Source organism: Photobacterium sanguinicancri (assembly GCF_024346675.1).
Taxonomy (GTDB): domain Bacteria; phylum Pseudomonadota; class Gammaproteobacteria; order Enterobacterales; family Vibrionaceae; genus Photobacterium; species Photobacterium sanguinicancri.
In genome coordinates this window covers 2,938,864-2,959,804 of the sequence record NZ_AP024850.1, presented here as the reverse complement: position 1 = coordinate 2,959,804, position 20,941 = coordinate 2,938,864, and the positions used below count along the sequence as shown (strand labels likewise).

21 protein-coding genes and 1 other RNA gene are annotated in these 20,941 nt (G+C 43.4%); 12 read left to right on the top strand and 10 right to left on the bottom strand.

The genetic code is table 11. The features are described from left to right. Window positions 1–226 precede the first annotated feature (226 nt). Window positions 227–1,552: a helix-turn-helix domain-containing protein gene (locus OCU87_RS13710; protein ID WP_261857396.1), complete on the bottom strand. Its 1,326-nt coding sequence runs from the start codon at window positions 1,550–1,552 to the stop codon at window positions 227–229. Between the two features lie 141 nt (window positions 1,553–1,693). Between OCU87_RS13710 and OCU87_RS13705 the strand changes: the two genes are divergently transcribed. Next, window positions 1,694–2,341: a hypothetical protein gene (locus OCU87_RS13705; protein WP_261857395.1), complete on the top strand. Its 648-nt coding sequence runs from the start codon at window positions 1,694–1,696 to the stop codon at window positions 2,339–2,341. 28 nt (window positions 2,342–2,369) lie between these two features. On the opposite strand, the gene OCU87_RS13700 is transcribed toward OCU87_RS13705, so the two are convergent. The 3 genes from OCU87_RS13700 to smpB all read right to left on the bottom strand — a co-directional run bounded on the left by OCU87_RS13700 (window position 2,370) and on the right by smpB (window position 4,771). Continuing rightward, the gene (locus OCU87_RS13700) at window positions 2,370–3,617 is read right to left on the bottom strand and encodes an integrase domain-containing protein (protein ID WP_261857394.1); all 1,248 of its coding nucleotides are present in this window, start codon (window positions 3,615–3,617) and stop codon (window positions 2,370–2,372) included. A gap of 196 nt (window positions 3,618–3,813) precedes the next feature. Beyond that, window positions 3,814–4,183, bottom strand: a transfer-messenger RNA (tmRNA) gene (gene ssrA / locus OCU87_RS13695). A gap of 105 nt (window positions 4,184–4,288) precedes the next feature. Further along, window positions 4,289–4,771 carry an SsrA-binding protein SmpB gene (smpB, locus tag OCU87_RS13690; RefSeq protein WP_062691326.1) on the bottom strand — a complete coding sequence of 161 codons (483 nt, stop codon included), beginning with the start codon at window positions 4,769–4,771 and terminating at the stop codon, window positions 4,289–4,291. Between the two features lie 163 nt (window positions 4,772–4,934). Here smpB and OCU87_RS13685 point away from each other — a divergent pair, with 163 nt between their 5' ends. Both OCU87_RS13685 and OCU87_RS13680 read left to right on the top strand, forming a co-directional pair. Further along, the gene (locus tag OCU87_RS13685) at window positions 4,935–5,369 is read left to right on the top strand and encodes an SRPBCC family protein (RefSeq protein ID WP_062691327.1); all 435 of its coding nucleotides are present in this window, start codon (window positions 4,935–4,937) and stop codon (window positions 5,367–5,369) included. After that, on the top strand, window positions 5,359–5,673 hold the full coding sequence (locus tag OCU87_RS13680) for an RnfH family protein (RefSeq protein ID WP_062691328.1): 315 nt from the start codon (window positions 5,359–5,361) through the stop codon (window positions 5,671–5,673). Before OCU87_RS13685 ends, OCU87_RS13680 begins: the two co-directional genes overlap by 11 nt. A gap of 107 nt (window positions 5,674–5,780) precedes the next feature. On the opposite strand, the gene bamE is transcribed toward OCU87_RS13680, so the two are convergent. From bamE to nadK, 3 genes are all read right to left on the bottom strand, one after another. Beyond that, complete coding sequence (bamE, locus tag OCU87_RS13675; protein ID WP_062691329.1) at window positions 5,781–6,137, bottom strand: outer membrane protein assembly factor BamE; 357 nt, start codon at window positions 6,135–6,137, stop codon at window positions 5,781–5,783. A gap of 221 nt (window positions 6,138–6,358) precedes the next feature. After that, window positions 6,359–8,026, bottom strand: coding sequence for a DNA repair protein RecN (recN, locus tag OCU87_RS13670; protein ID WP_094958036.1), 1,668 nt, complete (start codon window positions 8,024–8,026; stop codon window positions 6,359–6,361). Window positions 8,027–8,251: 225 nt separating this feature from the next. Then, window positions 8,252–9,142: an NAD(+) kinase gene (gene nadK / locus OCU87_RS13665; RefSeq protein ID WP_390960832.1), complete on the bottom strand. Its 891-nt coding sequence runs from the start codon at window positions 9,140–9,142 to the stop codon at window positions 8,252–8,254. A gap of 186 nt (window positions 9,143–9,328) precedes the next feature. Here nadK and grpE point away from each other — a divergent pair, with 186 nt between their 5' ends. The 3 genes from grpE to dnaJ all read left to right on the top strand — a co-directional run bounded on the left by grpE (window position 9,329) and on the right by dnaJ (window position 13,316). After that, a complete protein-coding gene (grpE, locus tag OCU87_RS13660; RefSeq protein ID WP_062691330.1) occupies window positions 9,329–9,952 on the top strand; it encodes a nucleotide exchange factor GrpE in 624 nt (207 codons plus the stop codon). A 210-nt stretch (window positions 9,953–10,162) separates the two neighbouring features. After that, window positions 10,163–12,082, top strand: coding sequence for a molecular chaperone DnaK (gene dnaK / locus OCU87_RS13655; protein ID WP_062691331.1), 1,920 nt, complete (start codon window positions 10,163–10,165; stop codon window positions 12,080–12,082). 88 nt (window positions 12,083–12,170) lie between these two features. Further along, window positions 12,171–13,316, top strand: coding sequence for a molecular chaperone DnaJ (dnaJ, locus tag OCU87_RS13650; RefSeq protein WP_062691332.1), 1,146 nt, complete (start codon window positions 12,171–12,173; stop codon window positions 13,314–13,316). A 79-nt stretch (window positions 13,317–13,395) separates the two neighbouring features. Here dnaJ and OCU87_RS13645 read toward each other — a convergent pair whose 3' ends face one another. Further along, a complete protein-coding gene (locus tag OCU87_RS13645) occupies window positions 13,396–13,785 on the bottom strand; it encodes a type IV pilin protein (protein ID WP_261857393.1) in 390 nt (129 codons plus the stop codon). A 142-nt stretch (window positions 13,786–13,927) separates the two neighbouring features. Here OCU87_RS13645 and OCU87_RS13640 point away from each other — a divergent pair, with 142 nt between their 5' ends. From OCU87_RS13640 to mepA, 6 genes are all read left to right on the top strand, one after another. Next, window positions 13,928–14,482 (top strand): pilus assembly FimT family protein, encoded by a 555-nt coding sequence (locus OCU87_RS13640; protein ID WP_062691334.1) that lies wholly within the window; start codon window positions 13,928–13,930, stop codon window positions 14,480–14,482. Beyond that, window positions 14,467–15,117: a PilW family protein gene (locus OCU87_RS13635; RefSeq protein WP_261857392.1), complete on the top strand. Its 651-nt coding sequence runs from the start codon at window positions 14,467–14,469 to the stop codon at window positions 15,115–15,117. The genes OCU87_RS13640 and OCU87_RS13635 overlap by 16 nt, the downstream gene beginning before the upstream one ends. A gap of 2 nt (window positions 15,118–15,119) precedes the next feature. Next, window positions 15,120–16,430 carry a hypothetical protein gene (locus OCU87_RS13630; protein ID WP_261857391.1) on the top strand — a complete coding sequence of 437 codons (1,311 nt, stop codon included), beginning with the start codon at window positions 15,120–15,122 and terminating at the stop codon, window positions 16,428–16,430. Further along, window positions 16,420–16,860, top strand: coding sequence for a type IV pilus modification PilV family protein (locus OCU87_RS13625; protein WP_261857390.1), 441 nt, complete (start codon window positions 16,420–16,422; stop codon window positions 16,858–16,860). Before OCU87_RS13630 ends, OCU87_RS13625 begins: the two co-directional genes overlap by 11 nt. A gap of 337 nt (window positions 16,861–17,197) precedes the next feature. Next, window positions 17,198–18,175 (top strand): sugar-binding transcriptional regulator, encoded by a 978-nt coding sequence (locus tag OCU87_RS13620; protein WP_062691340.1) that lies wholly within the window; start codon window positions 17,198–17,200, stop codon window positions 18,173–18,175. Window positions 18,176–18,365: 190 nt separating this feature from the next. Beyond that, window positions 18,366–19,151 carry a penicillin-insensitive murein endopeptidase gene (gene mepA, locus OCU87_RS13615; protein WP_261857389.1) on the top strand — a complete coding sequence of 262 codons (786 nt, stop codon included), beginning with the start codon at window positions 18,366–18,368 and terminating at the stop codon, window positions 19,149–19,151. A gap of 125 nt (window positions 19,152–19,276) precedes the next feature. Here mepA and OCU87_RS13610 read toward each other — a convergent pair whose 3' ends face one another. Together OCU87_RS13610 and trhP are read right to left on the bottom strand one after the other, a co-directional pair. Further along, window positions 19,277–19,531 (bottom strand): YfhL family 4Fe-4S dicluster ferredoxin, encoded by a 255-nt coding sequence (locus tag OCU87_RS13610; protein ID WP_062691342.1) that lies wholly within the window; start codon window positions 19,529–19,531, stop codon window positions 19,277–19,279. A gap of 8 nt (window positions 19,532–19,539) precedes the next feature. Continuing rightward, the gene (gene trhP / locus OCU87_RS13605; protein WP_094956935.1) at window positions 19,540–20,931 is read right to left on the bottom strand and encodes a prephenate-dependent tRNA uridine(34) hydroxylase TrhP; all 1,392 of its coding nucleotides are present in this window, start codon (window positions 20,929–20,931) and stop codon (window positions 19,540–19,542) included. Window positions 20,932–20,941: the final 10 nt, after the last annotated feature.

Below are 20,941 nucleotides of genomic sequence, written 5' to 3'. Positions count from 1 at the left end.
GTAGTGTGGCTACTGAGTGTAGTACTGCTAGTAATGCTCTTATAAAGAGTGTTTGTATAGTAGCTATATTACTAATCCACCGAGGGCATTGTTTCTTTCTAGGCTGTAGTACCGGAGTCATGCCTATGGATAGTCAAAGATTGGGCCTAGCTAGGATGTTCTTAATCGTAGTCACTCTGAAGTTATGCATTTCAACAAGAGTGCATTCGGCTAATAGCTAGTGCGTCTAATGGCTGACAATTATATCAATCCCATTTCCCTTTGCTGAGTATGGCAGGACTTTGTAAATGCCTTGTTCTGGTAAATTATCAGAGAGCTTTCTGTTCATAGTAATCACATTTTTGGCTTCGATAGCTTTAGCCCATGCCATATGTACAACTAGGTTAACCAGCTCCTTTGCTCCGGGTAAAACGTCGATATCATGAGCTTCAGTGTCCAAAGCCTCATTAGCCAAGGAGTCTTCATTGTAATTGCGTTGGAAGTCTGTATTTTTTTTATGATGATGCATCACAGACTCTGGTAGAAACCTTTCTGCTATTGAATCAGCAAGGACATCATCGGATAACAATTCATCTGGTGCCTTTCCTGAAATAAGAGAGGTACCATCAATCATGTTCCAGTGCTGGCTTAGCAAATAAGAGGCTATATCATTCACTTTAAGCTCTATATGATTAGCCAGCAGCTTTCTATTTTCTCCTGTGAAGAAGTATCTTACTTGGCAGGCATCAATACTTACTTTCACGGATGCAATTAACGATGATTCATAAAATGCGTTGAGAGGGTAATCTAAAAGGTGAGGCTCTGACTTATGATCCGTGATAAAAGAAATGACTGTATCTGTCAAACTCGCTGCCATAATCAGGTTTTGCTGGGTGAAGCGATATCCGTGAACTTGTTGTTGAAATGCTGAGTGCCAGATATTTAGATAGTACTGTGTGGAGACATTACCCATCAGTTGAGGGATAGTTCCACCGGGTTCAACCTTGTGAATAAGCCCTAATGAACTTAATCGTTCAACATGCGATTTCACTCTTTCTTTATTCATACCGGTAATGTCGGCGATTTTTGCACGTCCAAGTTCAGATACATGACCAAAATCATCACTAAAATGCAGCAGGACAAGAAAGATCAATTTATTAGCTAGTGATGGTTTTTTTGCATTGTTTAACAAACCTTCATAATGAATAAATGTCGAACTCAACTTTAAAAAGGGAGCGCTCACGTGCATACCTTTAGCATTACGATTACGTGGAAGAGTGACATGGTATCGGTAGCTGTTCCCACCCTTACCTGTCTCAAATGAATCCCTACAAAGCAGTCTTACTTTCTCTAGCTGCTTAACTGATTTAGTAAAAGTACTGCTACTTATTCGCAGGCATGCGCACAACTCACGACTAGCGAGTGTCGTTTGCCAATTATCACACCGAGTAAGAATAAGTAGTTTAATCCAGAGCATTTTAGCTTCTGGTGATGCTTCAAACTTCTGGCTATTCTCATCGATATACAGCAAAGCTCTTGAGAGTATTTCGACCTCTTTCATGGCGTAATCCATCAATATTCCTAATTTTACCAGTAGGTATTTAGAGTTCAAATACTGTATCACATTACACGGTGCGGAAATGCGTAATGGCTATTTCTGGTGATTAAGTCACGAACTGTATTCCATTACTGTGGCAAAGTATGAGCAGTGTTTATGAATGGTGTTATGAGTATGGGACGTAGAAGTAATGCTAAAAGCTGGTTAACTGGTTCTCTGAAACAAAAAAAGTGGGCAGCAGAATATTTGCTCAAAAAAAAGATTCTTTGGGATACAGGTTTAGCCAATTCAGCATCCAGAAGTACAACCTCAGCAATAGAATACTTAAAAGATTTAGATGAATCGATAAGTGACAACAAGTTACTGTTACAGCAAGCAAGTAGTGCTTGGCGAGCTCAAAAGAGTAGGAAGGATAATAAACAAATCAACATATCCATTTCTGAAAATTCGTACAATATCGCTGTTCAATTAGCCAAAAGTAATGGGTTTTCGATCAAGGCAATGGTTGATCTTCTTATTACTGAAAGCCAAAACAAGATCGAAGAGCTGGAGAGGCTAAAGAAAGTAGAGCCAGAGTATGAACAAGCCTGTAAAACAATAGGAGAGCAAGATACTCAGATAGAAGATCTGGATGATGAACTCTTAGCACTAAAAAAACAAAATGATGTGCTTGAACAGGAGTTGGTATCCTTAAAGCAAGATCTTCCTCTAGCTAAACCATTGGTTTTGGCTAAAAAGAGTGAAAGCTCTGCATTGCGAAGTAACCGTAAGGAAGTCAGGAAGAAAATAATGTATGCAAAGTAGAATCTAGTCACTAATTAAAAACGAGTTATCAGCCTTCTCCAACCACTCTTATGGCTTTCCTACCTGTTAGTGAGCCAGTTCCTTGAGCAGCTGTTTCGATATGTTTACTCCACCAGTCCATCATAGGACGGCGGCGCTCTAGGTAATCAGTTCGATTGTACGTAGCACGTACTTCATTTTTATCGATATGAGCTAAGGCCGCTTCAATTAAGTCGGAATCAAAGCTTTGTTCATTGAGAGTTGTAGAGGCGAGGGCTCTTAGTCCATGAGCGTGAAGTTTTCCTGCATAACCCATACGTTTAAGTGCCATGTTTGCAGTTTGGCTATTCATCGCTTTCTTGGGGTCACTAGCACTAGAGAACACGTAGACGGAGTGACCAGATAATGCCTGCATGATTGTTAGGATTGCCAACGTTTGGTCTGTTAGTGGTATTCTATGTTCTTTGCGTTTTTTCATTCTTTCAGCAGGGATAATCCAGAGATTGTTTTCAAAATCAATTTCGTCCCAACGTGTACCACTGGCTTCACTTGGTCGCGCTAAAGTATGTAGTTGCCATTCAATAAGGCACCGTGTTTGGATTTTAATACTCGCTTGATTTAATGCGCTCATTAAGTCTGGAAGCTCAGCAGGTTCGATGGTAGCCATGTTCTTTTTGGATGGTGTATCGAAAGCTGCGCGAATTCCAGCAAGAGGGTTGGCGTGTACTAGGCCAGTGTTCACAGAAAAAATCATCACTTCATTGAGTCGTTGAGCGACTCTTTTTAGTGTTTCTAAGTTGCCTTTTATTTCTAGTGGGCGTAGTACTTTTATCACCATTGGTGCAGATATTTGGGATACCGGAGTTTTTCCCAAAGACGGGAAAAGGTGCAGCTCGAATGAACGCCAAATATCATCAGCGTGATCCGGGGTGACTTTCTTCTTTTTCTTGTCAAACCAGCTCTCAGATACATTGCGTAATGTATGCACAGTGATGGCAATATTTTCTTCTTGTTTCTTTTGCCTATGTTCTTTGGGGTCGATACCTTGGCTAATCAATTCACGATGTTCTGCTGCAATTTTTCTTACTATCGCAAGTGATAGATCCGGATAGTTGCCAAGAGTCATACGAATTCGTTTTAGTGAGACGGGGTGTTTATAGATCAAGCACCAGACTTTATTGGCGTTCTTCCTCACTCGTAGCTGTAAGCCGTTACCATCGTAAAGGTCGTAATCTTTATCTTTCGGTTTGGCTTGTTTTACTTCTGTTGCAGTTAGTTGTGTAACTCTTCTTGCCATAATCAACATCCCCATACAAAAATAGACACCCAAGAATGGCACCTTTTTGTTTTGGGTGTCTATCTGGGTGTTTATTATCTTGAGCTGTTACCGAACAAAAGTAAACCTCAGTGGATAGTGGTGGATTGTAAGTAGTTGATTTTAATAAGTTATAGGCACAAAAAAAGACGCCCGTGGACGTCTTTAAATGTTGAATTGGTGGAGCTGGCGGGATTTGAACCCGCGTCCAAAATCAGTCTAACCAGAGGCGCTACATGCTTAGTCTGTCTTTATTCTCGTACCCGACACTGCGAACAGACACGCTATGCGAATACATACCAGAATTCTATTTCGCGGTTCACCTCTCTAGTCAAAGGTTCCCTCGCTATCTCGTTTGGGTTTGAACCCCTGTTAATCCCCGTCTTACAAGCGGAAGCTAGGGCAGGAGCGCTCTCAGCAGAGTATTAAGCTGCTAGTGCGTAGTTTTCGTCGTTTGCGACTATTTTTTTGCGGCTTTTAACGTGGCAAACCGCCCCACGACATGCTCCCAAAGCCTTCGTGATCCTGTCGAATCCTGAATCAGCCCCAGAGGTGTTACGCGTTCGATATTAGCATACTTTATATATGCGTCAACAAATTACGATGTGACTAAGTGTTTATGGATAAAAATCGAACACTTAGCCACAAGTTGACTATCTTGCGCTGTGTTTCATGATGCGCGCTTTATCACGCTGCCAATCACGATCTTTACTGTCACTACGCTTATCGTGCAATTTCTTGCCTCGCGCGGTGCCTATCTTTATTTTAACCCAAGATGCCTTCCAGTACATGGTTAATGCCACAATGGTTTCACCATCACGGTTTACAGCATGTTCTAGCTTTTCGATTTCACGGCGGTTAAGCAGCAGTTTACGCACTCGTGTTGGGTCAGCAACAACGTGGGTAGAAGCGGCATTCAGTGGGGTAATAGTGACACCAGAGATAAAGGCTTCGCCATTACGCAGGAAGACATAACTCTCTGAAATGTTGATTTTACCGTCACGAATCGCTTTTACTTCCCACCCTTGTAGCGAGAGGCCTGCTTCATATTCGTCGTCAATCGAAAACTCATGACGCGCGGAGCGGTTTTTTGCAATGGTATTGCTACCCGGTTTACTTGGTTTTTTCTTGGCCATAAATACTCTTTTTATTCTGTGTCCCGCACTGTTTAGGGGCGGTCGAGAGAATTACAGGGGGCATCGGTCTTACCTTGGTAAGCGATTATGCGCTGTATTCCCTATTTTGGCTGTTAGCGCAGTAATGGTATCATTACTTTCGTCTAAGGGTTAAGGAGAAACTATGCCTCAGATCACTCGCTCTGCGTTAGTCCCTTTTAGCGCCAAGCAAATGTTTGAATTGGTTAACGATGTTGAGTCTTATCCTGCCTTTTTGCCAGGCTGTTCAGGCTCGAAAGTACTGGAAAGTTCTGAATTGCACATGATGGCATCTGTTGATGTGGCTAAGGCTGGGATCAAGAAAACGTTTGTTACCCGTAACCAGTTAACCAGTTTTCAAAATATTGAAATGCAGCTTGTTGAAGGCCCTTTTCAGAAGTTGGTTGGTGGCTGGAAGTTTATCGAACTCGATGCTGAAGCTTGTAAAGTAGAGCTTAATCTTGATTTTGAATTTACTAATGCGATTGTTGAAATGGCGTTCGGGAAAGTATTTAAAGAGTTAACCGGTAATATGGTGTCTGCTTTTACGCAACGAGCAAAAGAAGTTTATGAATTCTGACGATAAGTTAATTCATGTCGAGGTAGTGTATGCACTGCCTGTGGCGCAGCGAGTCATTAAACTTGCGATCACGTCTGATACTAAAGTACAGGCGATTATCGAACAATCAGGTGTACTTGAAATGTACCCAGACATCGACCTAAAGAAAAATAAGGTGGGTGTGTATAGCCGTAATGTGAAGCTTGATGCGACAGTGCGCGATGGTGATCGTATCGAGATTTATCGTCCGCTACTGGCTGATCCGAAAGAGATCCGCCGTAAGCGTGCCGAGCAAGCCAAAAAAGCGGCAGAAGCGAATAAATAACGAATGGTGCTGTTTTTCGGCCATAAAAAAGCTCGCTAAGGCGAGCTTTTTTGCATCTGTTTCATAGGTGAAAACCTATTAGCAGGTGTGGCCATTGGCAGATTTTATTAGTTCATGCCATCCATGAACTTAGGACCTTGCTGGTAATCACCTGATAAGCCAATTAAATTATGGTCTTTATCAAAGCTTAACGTTAGGTCTTTTTGCTGTGGATCACCATGACCTGGTTTGTGGTAGTAAACATAGTACCAAGTGTCAGGGTGGCCTTGCTCTACTAGCATTGGCGAACCTAATACATAACGTACTTGTTCTTTATTCATTCCAAATCGTAGTGTATCAACATCTTTTGCTTCCAAGAAGTTACCTTGGTTGATGTCAATACGGTAAACCAATCGTTCAACAACTGAACAGCCACCCAGTAGACTTAGTGCTAACGTAAGTGCGGCAATGTTTTTCCAACTCATAGCATCCCGGCGTATTCGCTTTAACTGCTGCGATAATAAACAAGCTCGAAGCAGAAGTAAAAAGGCAGATAAAAAACAGTGAATCTCAACCAATACAATACCAGCTTTGGTATTGGTTAAGTATACAGACTGCCATTACTTTAATTAGTTGCATGGCAGTACTGGTTATTTTATCACGTTGTCGGGGTAGGCGCTGAAAATAGATTGCTGATAAATATTAGCTATGCCGCAATCAGCAATTCTTTTGCGTTGGCTAAGGTGCGTTCGGTGATTTCGCTGCCACCCAATAGGCGTGCCAATTCAGCAACGCGGTCATCTTGCTGCAATGGGCGCATGCTGGTTTCTGTCTGGCCGTTAGAGGCGGTTTTCGCCACAAACATTTGTTGGTGGCCACAACCAGCCACTTGCGGTAAGTGAGTAACACACATGACTTGGGTGGATTCTCCCAAGGTGCGCAGCATTTTTCCCACAATCGCTGCCGTCGGGCCACTGATGCCCACATCGACTTCATCGAAAATCAGGCTTGGTGTTTCTACTTTTTGGGCGGTGATCACTTGGATTGCCAGTGATATACGCGATAGCTCACCCCCTGATGCCACTTTACCCAGTGGCTGCAAAGGTTGGCCCGGGTTGGTTGATACCAAGAAGGTAATGGTGTCGAAACCCAGCGGGCTAAGCATTCCTGTCGCGTCGCTTTGAATGTCGATATTGAAAATACCGTGCTCCATGCTCAGTTGGTGCATGCTGTCAGAGATTTTCTTATCCAATTCTTTGGCGTAACGCTGGCGACTTTTGCTGAGCTTTTCTGCGCGGGCAATAAATTGTTGGCGTTTTACTTCTACTTCGTCGGCGAGGCCGTCTAGGCGTTCGTCGCTACAATCTAAGTCTTCTAGCTCTTTAAGCAGATCTTGATGTTTTTGGTATAGCTCTGCGGGCATGACGTAGTGCTTACGTGCCAACGACATGATCTTGGCTAATCGCTCTTCAAGATAAACAAGGCGTTGCGGATCCATGTCCATCGCATCTAAATAACAGCGCAGTTCTTGGCTGGCTTCTTGTACTTGGATGATCGCTTCTTCCAGCATCTGTGGCACGGTATTAAGCTGGCTATCTAGCTCGCCAAGGGCGCACACTTGCTGGCTGGCCATTTGCAGTAATTGCAAGGCATTGCCATCGTCGTTATCGTACAAAATTGCTAAGGCACTTTGGCTCGACATTGCCAGTTCACCTGAATTGGATAGGCGTTTGTGCTCTTCTTCGATCTCTTGGTATTCGTCTTCACCCAGTGCTAATTCATCCAGTTCTTTCACTTGGTATTGAATTAATTGCTTTTGGGCTTCGTTTTCTTCACGGCTTTGGCTTAAGCGTTTTAGCTCGTTACTGGCCTGACGCCACACTTGGTATGCTTGGCGCGTTTTGTCCATTAATACGTGGTGACCAGCGTATTGATCCAGCATTTGCTGTTGGTGATCGGCACGCATCAGTTGTTGGTGAGCATGCTGACCATGGATGTTGATCAGCAGTTGGCCAAGGGCTTTTTGTTGTGAAGCAGGTACAGGGCTGCCGTTGATAAAACCACGTGAACGACCTTCTTTAGTGATCACGCGGCGTAATATACATTCGTCGCCATCACACAATTCGTTGTCTTCTAACCAGCGACGGGCGGCTTGGTTATTGGCCAGTGAAAACGCGGCTGAAATTTCAGCTTTGTCTTCATTCGGGCGAACCATGCAAGCTTCTGCGCGATCGCCCAAGCATAAGCCTAAAGCATCAATTGCAATGGATTTACCAGCACCAGTTTCACCAGTAATGGTGGTCATTCCTGACTTAAGTTCAAATTCAAGACTTTTGACAATAGCAAAGTTAGAGATCGTCATATGAGCGAGCATGTGTTCACCTGTTTAAATCAACACCTGTGTTTTCATACAGTATATACTGTATCTACGTACAGTAAAGATACCTGTGCACATTTTTGTGATGAAAGAAGGAGAGTGCTCATTTTTTATCTAACTTAATGATAGTTAGTGAAATATTTGAACGACGAAATGCAAAAAAGCCAGCGCGATGGCTGGCTTAGTATGGTGTGGTTTACTGTGTATCCGCGATATACAGGGTTAGAACAACTTGCTCGACCAACCTAGCTTGCCACGAAGCACTTCATAGTAGCTGTAGTTTTTCGGGTGGATCAGTTGCAAGCATTCAGGGCTCTGATAAATATGAATTTCATCGCCTGGGCTAACCGGTAACGACACCTGCCCATCACAACTTACTTCAAGGGTACTGCCGTTATCTGGCGAAACCAATAATTTGATCCGGCGGTTACCATCAACCACTAATGGGCGGCTTGAGAGGGTGTGCGGGAACATAGGCACCAAGGTAATGGCGTTTAAGCTGGGTGATAAAATCGGGCCACCGCCAGATAATGAATACGCCGTTGAGCCTGTCGGGGTCGCGATAATTAAGCCATCTGAGCGCTGTGAAAAAGCAAAGGCTTCGTCGATATAGACTTCAAACTCTATCATGTGCGCGACTTTGCCGGGGTGTAATACCGCTTCGTTTAAAGCGGCATTGCGGCTTTTTATTTGGCCATGGCGGTGTACTTCCGCTTCCAATAAAAAGCGTTGCTCGCTGACAAATTCACCTTGCAGTACGGCTGCTAGCTCTTGATCAAAGGTATCTGGGTCTAGGTCGGTTAAGAACCCTAGGTTGCCGCGATTCACCCCGATTACGGCGATGTCGAATCGGGAAAGTACCCGTGCAGCGCCCAGCATATTGCCGTCGCCACCCACCACGATGGCGAGGTTGGCTTTGTCACCTATAGTGAGTAAATCACAAAAACAATCGGCGGGGACGTCGATCTCGTTTTCAAGGCGGTGATCAACTAACACATTATATTTTTTTTCCGTAAGCCAATCGTACAGTGCTTTATGGGTTTGTAAGGCATCTGGATTTCTCGGTTTACCAATTAATGCGACAGTGTCAAAAATGCGCTTCATGTCCTTGATCCGACGGGTGATAGTGGAGGCAGTATAGCCTTTGGACGAGAAGAATGTCGCGCTTTGTGAACGATATCAGCTTGAATCATTGAAGTTCATCCCCATAATATGCGCAAGACTGTTTTTTGTGTGGGGTTTAATGTTTAAATCCCGCACAATATTTTGAACTCAATATCTTGGCGGAGAAGCGAAAGCATGAGCAACGAAGAGAAAAAAGTACAGGACGAGCAACTACAGCAGGAAAACACTGTAGACACGGCTGAGACTGTATCTGCTGAGGAAGAAGTTGTTGAAATGACAATGGAAGAACTGCAAGCAGCACGTATTGCTGAATTAGAAGCGGCGTTGCTAGCAAGCGATGCGAAAGCGAAAGATGCGGTTGATGCGTCATTACGCGCTCGCGCTGAAGGTGAAAACGTTCGTCGCCGTAGCGAGCAAGAAATTGATAAAGCGCGTAAGTTTGCGCTTAACAAGTTTGCTGAAGAGCTACTGCCTGTTATCGATAACATGGAACGTGCTATCGAAATGACAGACAAAAACGATGAAGCACTGAAGCCAATGCTTGAAGGTGTTGAACTAACACTGAAAACCATGACAAGCACGGTTGAGAAATTCGGCCTTAAGCAAATTGACCCAATGGGCGAAGCGTTTAACCCTGAATTCCACCAAGCGATGACGATTCAAGAAAGTGCTGATTTTGCACCTAACTCAGTAATGTTAGTTATGCAAAAAGGTTACGAACTTAACGGTCGTGTTATTCGCCCTGCGATGGTAATGGTATCGAAAGCCCCTGCGGGTAACATTGATACGCAAGCGTAATCGTTGCGAGCAATTAAATAAGGCTCGCTACGGCGGGCTTTTTATTTTTTTTGCATTTTTTTTCTTGGGTCCCCTTGAAAAGCTGTCGGCTGACCTTATTTATTAGTCATACGACATCGTAAAGATATTTTTCGGGCATAGCCCAATTGCTAGTGGCATTGAAGATGTGTTGCTAGTTAGCACAATTAAACGAATTTCGGAGAAAGCCTGATGGGTAGAATCATTGGTATTGACTTGGGTACAACTAACTCTTGTGTTGCAGTACTTGATGGTGACAAACCACGTGTAATTGAAAACGCAGAAGGTGAGCGTACAACGGCATCTGTTATTGCTTACACTCAAGATGGTGAAACATTAGTTGGTCAACCAGCTAAGCGTCAGGCGGTAACTAACCCTGAGAACACCCTTTTCGCTATCAAGCGTCTTATCGGTCGTCGTTTTGAAGACGAAGAAGTACAGCGCGATATCGAAATCATGCCTTTCAAAATTGTTAAGGCTGACAACGGCGATGCATGGGTAGAAGCGAAAGGCCAAAAAATGGCTGCTCCTCAAGTATCTGCTGAAGTACTTAAGAAAATGAAAAAGACTGCAGAAGACTACCTTGGTGAGGCAGTAACTGGCGCAGTTGTAACCGTACCTGCTTACTTTAACGATGCACAGCGTCAAGCAACGAAAGATGCTGGCCGTATCGCAGGTCTAGATGTTAAACGTATCATCAACGAACCAACAGCTGCTGCACTAGCTTACGGTCTTGATAAGCAAGGTGGCGATCGCACTATCGCGGTTTACGACCTTGGTGGTGGTACATTCGATATCTCTATCATCGAAATCGATGAAGTTGAAGGCGAGAAAACATTTGAAGTTCTAGCAACTAACGGTGATACACACCTTGGTGGTGAAGATTTCGATAACCGCATGATCAACTACTTAGTAGACGAATTCAAAAAAGAGCAAGGCATCAACCTTAAGAACGATCCTCTTGCTATGCAGCGTGTTAAAGAAGCAGCTGAAAAAGCGAAGATTGAACTATCTTCTGCACAGCAAACTGACGTAAACCTTCCTTACGTTACTGCTGATGCAACTGGTCCTAAGCACATGAACGTTAAAGTGACACGTGCGAAACTAGAATCACTAGTTGAAGACCTAGTTCAACGTTCTCTAGAGCCACTAAAAGTAGCACTAGCAGATGCAGACCTATCTGTAGGCGACATCACTGATGTTATCCTAGTAGGTGGTCAAACACGTATGCCTATGGTTCAAGCTAAAGTTACTGAGTTCTTCGGTAAAGAACCACGTAAAGACGTGAACCCTGATGAAGCGGTTGCTGTAGGTGCTGCTGTTCAAGGTGGTGTTCTAGCGGGCGACGTTAAAGACGTTCTTCTTCTAGATGTTACTCCTCTATCTTTCGGTATCGAAACGATGGGCGGCGTGATGACTAAGCTAATCGAGAAAAACACAACTATCCCAACAAAAGCGGATCAAGTGTTCTCGACTGCTGAAGACAACCAAAGCGCGGTAACTATCCACGTGCTTCAAGGTGAGCGTAAGCAAGCGACTTACAACAAGTCTCTAGGTCAATTTAACCTAGAAGGTATCCAAGCAGCAGCACGTGGCATGCCACAAATCGAAGTAACATTCGACCTAGATGCTGATGGTATCCTGAACGTGTCTGCTAAAGACAAGCAAACAGGTAAAGAGCAGAAGATCACTATCCAGGCATCTGGCGGTCTTTCTGAAGAAGAAATCGAAAAAATGGTTCAAGAAGCAGAAGCTAACAAAGAAGCGGACAAAAAGTTCGAAGAGTTAGTGACTGTACGTAACCAAGCTGACCAAATGATCCACGGCACTCGTAAGCAAATTGAAGAAGCAGGTGATGCACTTCCAGCTGACGAGAAAGAAAAAATTGAAGTAGCAATCAAAGAGCTAGAAGAAGTGAAAGGTGGCGAAGATAAAGAAGCTATCGACGCTAAAGTTCAAGCACTTATGACTGCTGCTCAAAAGCTAATGGAAATCGCTCAGCAACAAGCTCAAGCACAACAAGCGCAAGCTGGTGGCGCAGAGCAAGCTCAACCACAAGATGACAACGTAGTTGACGCTGAATTCGAAGAAGTTAAAGACGAAAAAAAATAAGATAGTTAATTCATAATCTTATTTCTGCACGGGCGTTAGAGTGAACCTCTCACGCCCGTAGCTGTATTAAAGGCGGGTGACTTTTAGTATGTCAAAACGTGATTTATATGAAGTTCTGGGTGTCGGTCGCGATGCATCAGAGCGTGATATCAAAAAGGCGTATAAGCGTCTTGCCATGAAGTTCCACCCTGACCGTAATCAGGGCGATGAGAGCTCGGCTGATAAATTCAAAGAAGTTAAGACGGCGTACGAAATCTTAACGGATCCACAGAAGAAAGCAGCTTACGACCAATACGGTCATGCAGCCTTTGAACAAGGCGGTATGGGTGGCGGCGGTGGCGGCTACGGTGGTGGTGCAGATTTCGGCGATATCTTCGGCGATGTGTTTGGCGATATCTTTGGTGGCGGCGGTGGCCGACGTCAACAACAACGTCAACAGCGTGGCGCAGATCTACGCTACAACATGGAATTAACTTTAGAAGAGGCTGTACGTGGCTGTTCTAAAGAGATTCGTGTACCAACATTAGTTGGCTGTGATACGTGTGACGGCAGCGGTGCGAAGAAAGGTTCTTCAGCAACCACTTGTGGTACATGTCATGGTCAAGGCCAAGTACAGATGCGTCAGGGCTTCTTTGCTGTACAGCAAACCTGTCCACACTGTAATGGTCGCGGTAAGATCATTAAAGACCCTTGTGGTACTTGTCATGGTCACGGCCGTAAAGAAGAAACCAAAACGCTATCAGTTAAAATCCCAGCAGGGGTTGATACTGGCGACCGTATTCGTCTAACTGGCGAAGGTGAAGCGGGCGAGTTTGGTGCACCAGCGGGTGACTTGTATGTACAAGTTCACGTAGCAGAGCACCATATCTTCGAGCGTGATGGTAACAACCTTTACTGTGAAGTACCGGTTAGCTTTACAATGGCAGCACTGGGTGGCGAAGTTGAAGTCCCTACTCTAGATGGCCGTGTAAACCTGAAAGTACCAACAGAAACGCAAACGGGCCGTATGTTCCGTATGCGTGGTAAGGGTGTTAAATCTGTACGTGGTGGTGCGGTAGGTGATTTGATCTGCAAACTAGTTGTAGAAACACCGGTTAGCCTTAGCTCACGTCAGAAAGAGTTACTGCAAGAGCTTGAAGAAAGCTTTGGTGGTAAAGCAGCAAGCAAGCACAAGCCTAAATCAGAAGGTTTCTTCAATGGTGTGAAGAAGTTCTTTGATGATTTGACTGGCTAAGCGTTAAGCTCGCAAAGTTAAAGAAAAGCCGCCGTGTTTAATAACTCGGCGGCTTTTTTGTGTCTGTTATATGTGTTAATTACCAGCATTCAGCGCTGCTTGGTGAGCCTTTCTTGGCACCTGACGCATCAATACTCAAAGACTTACAAGGATCGCCTTTTTGGAGGCCTGTTGTATTTACAGCAGCTTTTAATACAAACCGTTGGGTACCAGTACCGCTATTATTGATACTGAATGTGTACTCATCTGATAAGGTGCATGAAGAGCAAGTCGTAAGCCCTGTACTTAAATCAGCACTGTTTGGATAGTTTTTATTCTCGGTATAGTATTGCTCTGCCCACAGGTGAAGTTCAATCAGGCCTGTTTGTGCTTCTACGCGCCGTGATTTTTCGATTTGCGAGGTGTAGGCGGGAATAGCAATTGCACTAATGAGCCCTACAATCACAACAGCGATTAATATTTCAATCAATGTCATTCCTTTTTGAAAAGCATACATACCTATTACATCCATTTTATGAAGTGATTCTAAAATAAAAGTCAGTTTTAATACGACAATCTATACCTTGTGATACTTTTATTTCAATTACAAGATTTAAATAATTGAAAATCATATGTATGACAGGAAGAGAAACCAAGGTATTACATTATTAGAATTGTTATTTACTGTCGCAATTGTTGGTATCGTTTTAGCCGCTGCAGTACCTAGCTTTGAAACTGTAGTCGTCAATAATCAAATAAAAGCAAAATCAGAAGAGTTATTTAGATTTGTTCGGCTTGCGAAATATGAAGCAGTAAAAAGAAACAAAAATGTTGAAGTATATTATGATTCAACTTCCCCTGGTTATTATTGCCTAGGAATGAGAGGAGTGGGTGAAAATACCACCTGTGATAATAAAACACATACATATTCTTTATTTAAAATTAATGATGATATTAAATTTAAAGTGAAAACGGTTGATGGACAGGGAAACGTAGCAGATATCTCTAATGGTGCTTTATTTTCATTCAGTCCGCAAACGGGGAAATCATCTACAAACAAACGCGTTCTTTTTCAAAGTAATTCAGATACAAAGGTTATCTCTGGCATCAGGGTCACGAATATTGGTTTAGTTAATCCATGCTCCGATCAGGCTTGGGGAGGGAAAATGCTATGCACAAGCGGTTGAGTAAAGGCTTTTCGCTAATAGAACTAATGATATCTAGTGCTATTGGGCTTGGTCTGATTACGGTTGTAACCTCGAATTACTTTCATAGTGTTGCATTGAGTAACCAACAAGTGAAACGTTCAATATTAAGTGCTGAGCTAGATAGCTTGGTGTATTTAATGAGTGGTGAAATAAAAAGGGCTGGTTACTGTGGTGATTGTAAATCGGCCAATGGGTATTTACTCACGGATGCTACAGGTGCTAATAAATCGAGCATCGCAATCAATGATTCAGTGACGGCATTAACTGGAACCTGTATTCGTTTTGCCTATAACGAAGACTCTTCACTTGGTGTACTAACCCCTCGTGATGGTGATGCTCGAGGCTATCGGTTAAAAACTGAAAACGGTGGTAAGACGTCTTTCGAAATTTATCGTAATTACAACGGTATTGCTAATTGGAGTTGCAATGATGGTACCCATTGGCTGGATTATCAGAATGACATGATTAGCATTTCTAAATTTGATATTCAGAGGGAAGAAGTCATTGGAACATCAAGGAAGAAGCAAAATATCACCATTACTCTAACCGGTAATATTGATAACGTTAGTTTAACGCGTATAACAAACATTGCTGTTAATAATGTGGATTATTAATTATGAATATGAATATGAAAATGGAACAAGGTTTTTCAACGTTATTAATTACTGTGGTTATTTCTTTAATAATGGCGTTGTACGTTTTTAGTTTGTTATCTGTTGAGTTGTTTAATAGTAAAAAAACACAAAACATAATAATTTCGCAAGAACTAAAGTCGATGTCTGCCAGTGGGTTGCAATGCGCAGTTGATATTATATTAAGATCAGGGCAAAAACCAACCAGTATTGATTATAAGCTTTGTGTTGACGCTGTGATTACTGCGATACAGATACCGGCAACAAGTACTTATAAAGTCACATCTACTGCTACGGATGATGACGCTGAATCAACCATGAGCCAGCTGTTCACATCATCTTCAATGAATGGACCTCAAGCAACAATTAGCTCATCTGGAACAATTAAATTCATCGGCTCTTATGACGTGTTCCCTTTTGAAGGCGCAAAAGAAGGTAATGGATATAATTGTTCTGCGATCAGGAGTGGCAAAAAAGTCATAACTGAAGGTGGCATAATCGTTAAATATCCTATCGATGATGACTGGAAGCAAAAGAAAGAAGCTGATGGCACTTTAGTTAAGTGCAATAGCTCTCATCAGACTGTAGGTAGCATATATAAAAAAGATATTGTAGAAAATATAGCGGATATGGATTTGTTTAAAGAAAACTTTGCTGTAGATAGAGATAATTGGCAAGAGGCAAAGAATTTATTTGACGAAATCATACTTGGAACTGAAGAAGTTGCTAATCTTCCAGATGGCAAGGGGGGATCAAAGCCTGTAGTTGTTTCTGTCGCTAAAAATTGCGCATCTAAAATAAATGAAATAATAGAACGCAACCGAGCAGAGCAGAAAAAAGCAGATGAACATCAGGGCTATGAAGCACAGCTAACAAGATATGTTTGGGTGGAAGGTGCTTGTGACCTTAGTGGCGTTGGTTCTGGTAGAGTTGAGCCGAATGAAATCGCTTTAACCTTGGTTGTTAAAGATGGGTTATTAACGGTTAAAGGTAATATTTCTTTTCATGGGAATTTATATTTGTTCGATTATGAAATGACAGACGAACAATTATTAGCTTTTTGGGAACTCAATTCGCTAAAGTCTGAAGCATCTCCTTGGGGAGATTTATCCAAGAAACCATTTTTCTTTAATGGAGCATTTGAGTCACAAGGTGCGTTTACTTTTGATTCGCCAAATCGTATTTGTACAATTAGAGGTGCTTTTACACCGGGCTATTCCAAAGGCAAGGTTGACTACGAAGAGTCTCGTTTCGGTAAAACCGTGATGTTAGAGGGTAGCTGGCATGACTTCTAAATTACCTAATCAGCAACGAGGTTTTAGCTTAGTTGAAGTCTTAATCTCGGTGCTGGTGATCTCAATTTCTTTTGTGTCTGTGATGAAGTTGCAGAGTTACGTTGAAGTGCGCAGTGAACAAAATGAGCTTCAGCTACATGCGATGCGTATCGCCCAGCGCCAAATAGACTTATGGGAAAACGTTGGCGGTGATGTGAAGTGTAATGGTGCAACAGTGACGCTGACGTTGGCTAATTTAGAATCCTGTAAAACTAACTTTGAGTCGTTTAAGAGTAAGGTTACTAAGCTCAATGAGATCACAGATAGTAGCGGGAATATTCTCCAAAAACGTTTGAGTGTTGATGTGACATGGGCAGATAGGGAAGGTAATACTGGAACGGTAACCTTGTATTCAACCCAAACTGCGTCTAATGCATTGATCAGAAGCTAGTAACTAATTACCTATCTGGATAAGCATTGAATCATTTTAAGCGCACTCTATTATGAGTGCGTTTGACTTGCCTTATCCATTAACCTTCATTGAAATATAGCTTTTGGTTTTCTATGCTCTAAAAGCTGCACAAGTAAATAATCATAAATAAATCAACAGTATACCTCTTTGATTTAAGGTGTCACTTACTGTTGTGAAAAGTGTTCAGCGCTAAGCTGATTATCTGATGTTTTGCTGTACTTGCTACTTTCCTTATTTCTGTTTTGATCTACATCTCGCCTGATCTGCTGCATCTCTGTATGATGAACATATTGATTCTTAAGTAATAGATCTTGTAATGACCACACCAGCTGAATCTACCCATATCGACAGTGACCAACTGACTGAAATTGCGATTGCTTACTATCAAGAAGGCGCAACCCAAGAAGAGATCTCTAAAAAATTTGGGATGTCGCGTGCCAAAGTCGGTCGTTTATTACGCCGAGCGCGTGATGAAGGTGTGGTTGAAATTACAGTGAAATACCACCCAGTATTTAGTGAAAAACTAGAGCAGCAACTTGTCGAACGTTTTGGCCTTAAGCGCGCCTTAATTGCACTGGATCAACCAGACGATGAAAGCCAACGTCAGCAAGTGGCGAGTTTGATATCAAGTTATCTCTCATCGATTCTAACCGACGACATGGTGGTAACTGTGGGACAAGGGCGTAACATCGCCTCTATTGCTAACCACGTCGGAGTCGTGCCGCATCGTAAGTGCCGTTTTGTTTGTGGTATTGGTGGTACGCACCGTTCGGGTAATGCGATTAACGCCGACCATATTTGCCGTCAGCTAGCCAAAAAATACGATGGGATCAGTGAGACCTTGTATGCGCCTGCTTATGTGGAAGATATTACGGTTAAAGAAGCTTTCATGAAAAATGGCACAGTCAAAGAAACCTTAGACCGCGCTCGTCGTGCCGATGTTGCTTTGGTCGGTGTTGGTGACATGAACGAGAACAGCCATATGGTGAAGCTGGGCTGGTTTACACCACAAGAGATTGTTGAAGCGCGGATCCGAAAAGGCGTGGTCGGCGATATTGCCGGTTATGACTTTTTTGATAGCCAAGGTAACAAAGCCGATACTGTGATGAGCGATCGGGTGATTGGTTTAAGCATGGAAGAGTTACGTCATATTCCAACCGTGGTGGTGACGGCGGCCGAAAACAGTAAAGCATTGGCGTTATTAGGTGCATTACGTTCTGGGATCGTGGATGTATTAGCAACCAGTGTGAGTAATGCCTTAACTATTTTGAACTTAGACCAACAAATGAAGTAAGCGCGACGATGTTGCGTTACTTTTATTGAAGCTGCCACTGGCAGCTTTTTTATTGGCTGCGATTCAGGCTGCTATGCTATACCCAAGCGTTATGTTTAGGCGTGGACCATGGAGGGCTGCTGTGCATCGAACTTTTTTAATGACTATTTGTATTTTTCTTGGGGTCACCCTGGCCTCGTGGTCTTCGGCTATGGCAAGCCCGTGGGAGAAAGTGAGCGAGCCAAGCAAAGGCGATTCTGAGTCTATCGGTACCTACAGTAACGGGTGTATGGCTGGCGGATCGGCACTGCCTCTGCAAGGTGACGGCTATCAAGTGATCCGTTCTCATCGTGGTCGTTATTATGGCCATCAAGAGATGATTGTTTTCCTGCAACAGCTATCGAAACAGGTGAATCAACTCGAACTGGGTAATTTATTGGTTGGTGATATTGCGATGCCGCGCGGAGGCCGCTTTTCGTCAGGTCATGCGAGTCACCAAACGGGGTTGGATGCGGATATTTGGTTAAAAATAACCGACAAGCCATTGGATAAAAATGCTTTGGTTGAAGCACAGCCGTTGCCTATGGTTCACATCAAAGATTATAAAATCAACAAAGCGAATTGGAGCGACAAGCAGGCGTTATTGGTGCAGCTAGCGGCCGCCGACGAGCGGGTAGCGCGTATTTTTGTACATCCAGTGATCAAGGAACAACTGTGTAAACGGGAATGGAAAGAACGCGATTGGCTGCAAAAAGTGCGTCCATGGTGGGGACACTATTATCATTTTCATGTGCGTTTGCATTGCCCAGAAGGCAGTGACAATTGCAAAGCGCAAAAAGCACCGCCAGCAGGCGATGGTTGTGGGGCAGAACTCGCGTCTTGGAAACCTAAACCTAAAGTGAAATCAGATAAGAAGAAAACGGTGAAAGCCTCGATCCCGAAGAAAAAGAAACCCGCTAAGATCCCGCCCGCGCAGTGCATGGCATTATTGAAATAACAGTTCCGTTCTGAAATAAGTCATTGATATAGCAGACACAAAAAAAGCGCCCAACGGCGCTTTTTTGATTGAACCCATTTGTGTCTAACTTTTTCGGTTAGAAAGGCTAGCACTTAGGTTAGTCCTTAGGTTAGCCCTTGAATAATCACAAACTTCTCGAGTAGCTCATCGTCAGACTCAATATGGTTAGGGTCAACGATAATGCAGTTAGTGATCGGGCATACCGACTGGCACGTTGGCTTGTCGTAGTGGCCTTTACATTCTGTACACAGGTCGACATCAATCTCATAGATTGAATCGCCCATGGTGATCGCTTCGTTAGGGCACTCAGGATCACACATGTCACAGTTAATGCACTTATCGGTAATGAATAACGCCATAACCTAAATTAACCGTTTTGTTGTGCGTGTGGGTTACGTGTGTCTTGACCAGAGTTTAAGTTACGCATAAGTAGAGCGAACTCAAGATCCATATCCTGTGGTACAGGGATGAAGACAAAGTGACCGTTACCTTTTGCATCATCGATGACTTCAGACTTACGGTTTTCCATTGTCTCAAGACCGAAGATAACGTTACCTTTTGGTGTCATTACTTCTAGGCTATCGCCAACAACGAATTTGTTCTTCACTTCAACTTCAGCTAGATCGCCACGGCGCTTACCAGTGAACTCACCCACAAATTGTTGAGAATCAGAAATTGAGTAGCCGTAGTCGTAGTTTTGGTACGCGTCGTGTGTGTGACGACGTAGGAAACCTTCGGTGTAACCACGGTGTGCAAGGCTTTCTAGCGTGCCCATTAGGCTTGCATCAAACTCTTTACCTGCTACTGCATCATCGATAGCTTTGCGGTAAACCTGTGCGGTACGTGCACAGTAATAGAAAGACTTAGTACGGCCTTCGATTTTCAGCGAGTGAACACCCATCTTAGTCAAACGATCAACGTGCTGAACCGCGCGGAGGTCTTTTGAGTTCATGATGTAAGTGCCGTGCTCGTCTTCAAACGCCGCCATTTTTTCTTCAGGACGGTGGCTTTCGCTTAGTAGTACAACATCGTCGACTGGTTTACCAAGACCAAGGGTGTTGTCTGGGCGCTCTTCTGCATCTTGCATTTGAACTGCAGCTGCGTCTTGAACTTCAACGATTTGACCTGCATCGTTTTCCGTTGCTTTTTCGGCCTTGTATTCCCAACGACAAGCGTTAGTACAAGTACCTTGGTTTGGATCGCGCTTATTGATGTAGCCAGAAAGTAGGCAACGACCTGAGTACGCCATGCAAAGTGCACCGTGTACGAAAATCTCTAATTCTGTTTCTGGGCAGTTTTCACGAATTTCTTCGATTTCTTCTAGAGAAAGCTCACGCGACAGGATCACACGCTCAACGCCTTGCGTTGACCAGAACTTAACGGTTGCCCAGTTAACAGCATTCGCTTGAACAGATAGGTGAATAACTACGTCAGGGAAGTTTTCACGTACCATCATGATAAGGCCAGGATCCGACATGATTAGGGCATCTGGGCCCATGTCTACGATAGGCTTAAGATCGCGAATAAAGGTTTTTAGTTTTGAGTTATGCGGCTGAATGTTACATACCACGTAAAGCTTCTTGCCTTGAGCATGGGCTTCATCGATACCGATTTTTAGGTTTTCGTGGTTGAACTCGTTGTTACGAACACGAAGGCTGTAACGTGGCTGGCCAGCGTAGACTGCATCTGCACCGTACGCGAATGCGTAACGCATGTTTTTAAGACTACCGGCAGGGGATAACAATTCAGGTTTAAACATAGCTCTATAA

Coding starts and splice junctions, on each gene's coding strand:
- trhP (WP_094956935.1), bottom strand. CDS start 20,931: ATGTTTAAACCTGAATTGTTATCCCCTGCCGGTAGTCTTAAAAACATG.
- mepA (WP_261857389.1), top strand. CDS start 18,366: ATGGCAAGCCCGTGGGAGAAAGTGAGCGAGCCAAGCAAAGGCGATTCT.
- recN (WP_094958036.1), bottom strand. CDS start 8,026: ATGCTCGCTCATATGACGATCTCTAACTTTGCTATTGTCAAAAGTCTT.
- OCU87_RS13635 (WP_261857392.1), top strand. CDS start 14,467: ATGCACAAGCGGTTGAGTAAAGGCTTTTCGCTAATAGAACTAATGATA.
- OCU87_RS13680 (WP_062691328.1), top strand. CDS start 5,359: ATGAATTCTGACGATAAGTTAATTCATGTCGAGGTAGTGTATGCACTG.
- OCU87_RS13630 (WP_261857391.1), top strand. CDS start 15,120: ATGAATATGAATATGAAAATGGAACAAGGTTTTTCAACGTTATTAATT.
- smpB (WP_062691326.1), bottom strand. CDS start 4,771: ATGGCCAAGAAAAAACCAAGTAAACCGGGTAGCAATACCATTGCAAAA.
- grpE (WP_062691330.1), top strand. CDS start 9,329: ATGAGCAACGAAGAGAAAAAAGTACAGGACGAGCAACTACAGCAGGAA.
- OCU87_RS13685 (WP_062691327.1), top strand. CDS start 4,935: ATGCCTCAGATCACTCGCTCTGCGTTAGTCCCTTTTAGCGCCAAGCAA.
- OCU87_RS13610 (WP_062691342.1), bottom strand. CDS start 19,531: ATGGCGTTATTCATTACCGATAAGTGCATTAACTGTGACATGTGTGAT.
- OCU87_RS13620 (WP_062691340.1), top strand. CDS start 17,198: ATGACCACACCAGCTGAATCTACCCATATCGACAGTGACCAACTGACT.
- OCU87_RS13705 (WP_261857395.1), top strand. CDS start 1,694: ATGAATGGTGTTATGAGTATGGGACGTAGAAGTAATGCTAAAAGCTGG.
- dnaJ (WP_062691332.1), top strand. CDS start 12,171: ATGTCAAAACGTGATTTATATGAAGTTCTGGGTGTCGGTCGCGATGCA.
- bamE (WP_062691329.1), bottom strand. CDS start 6,137: ATGAGTTGGAAAAACATTGCCGCACTTACGTTAGCACTAAGTCTACTG.
- dnaK (WP_062691331.1), top strand. CDS start 10,163: ATGGGTAGAATCATTGGTATTGACTTGGGTACAACTAACTCTTGTGTT.
- OCU87_RS13640 (WP_062691334.1), top strand. CDS start 13,928: ATGTATGACAGGAAGAGAAACCAAGGTATTACATTATTAGAATTGTTA.
- OCU87_RS13700 (WP_261857394.1), bottom strand. CDS start 3,617: ATGGCAAGAAGAGTTACACAACTAACTGCAACAGAAGTAAAACAAGCC.
- OCU87_RS13710 (WP_261857396.1), bottom strand. CDS start 1,552: ATGGATTACGCCATGAAAGAGGTCGAAATACTCTCAAGAGCTTTGCTG.
- OCU87_RS13625 (WP_261857390.1), top strand. CDS start 16,420: ATGACTTCTAAATTACCTAATCAGCAACGAGGTTTTAGCTTAGTTGAA.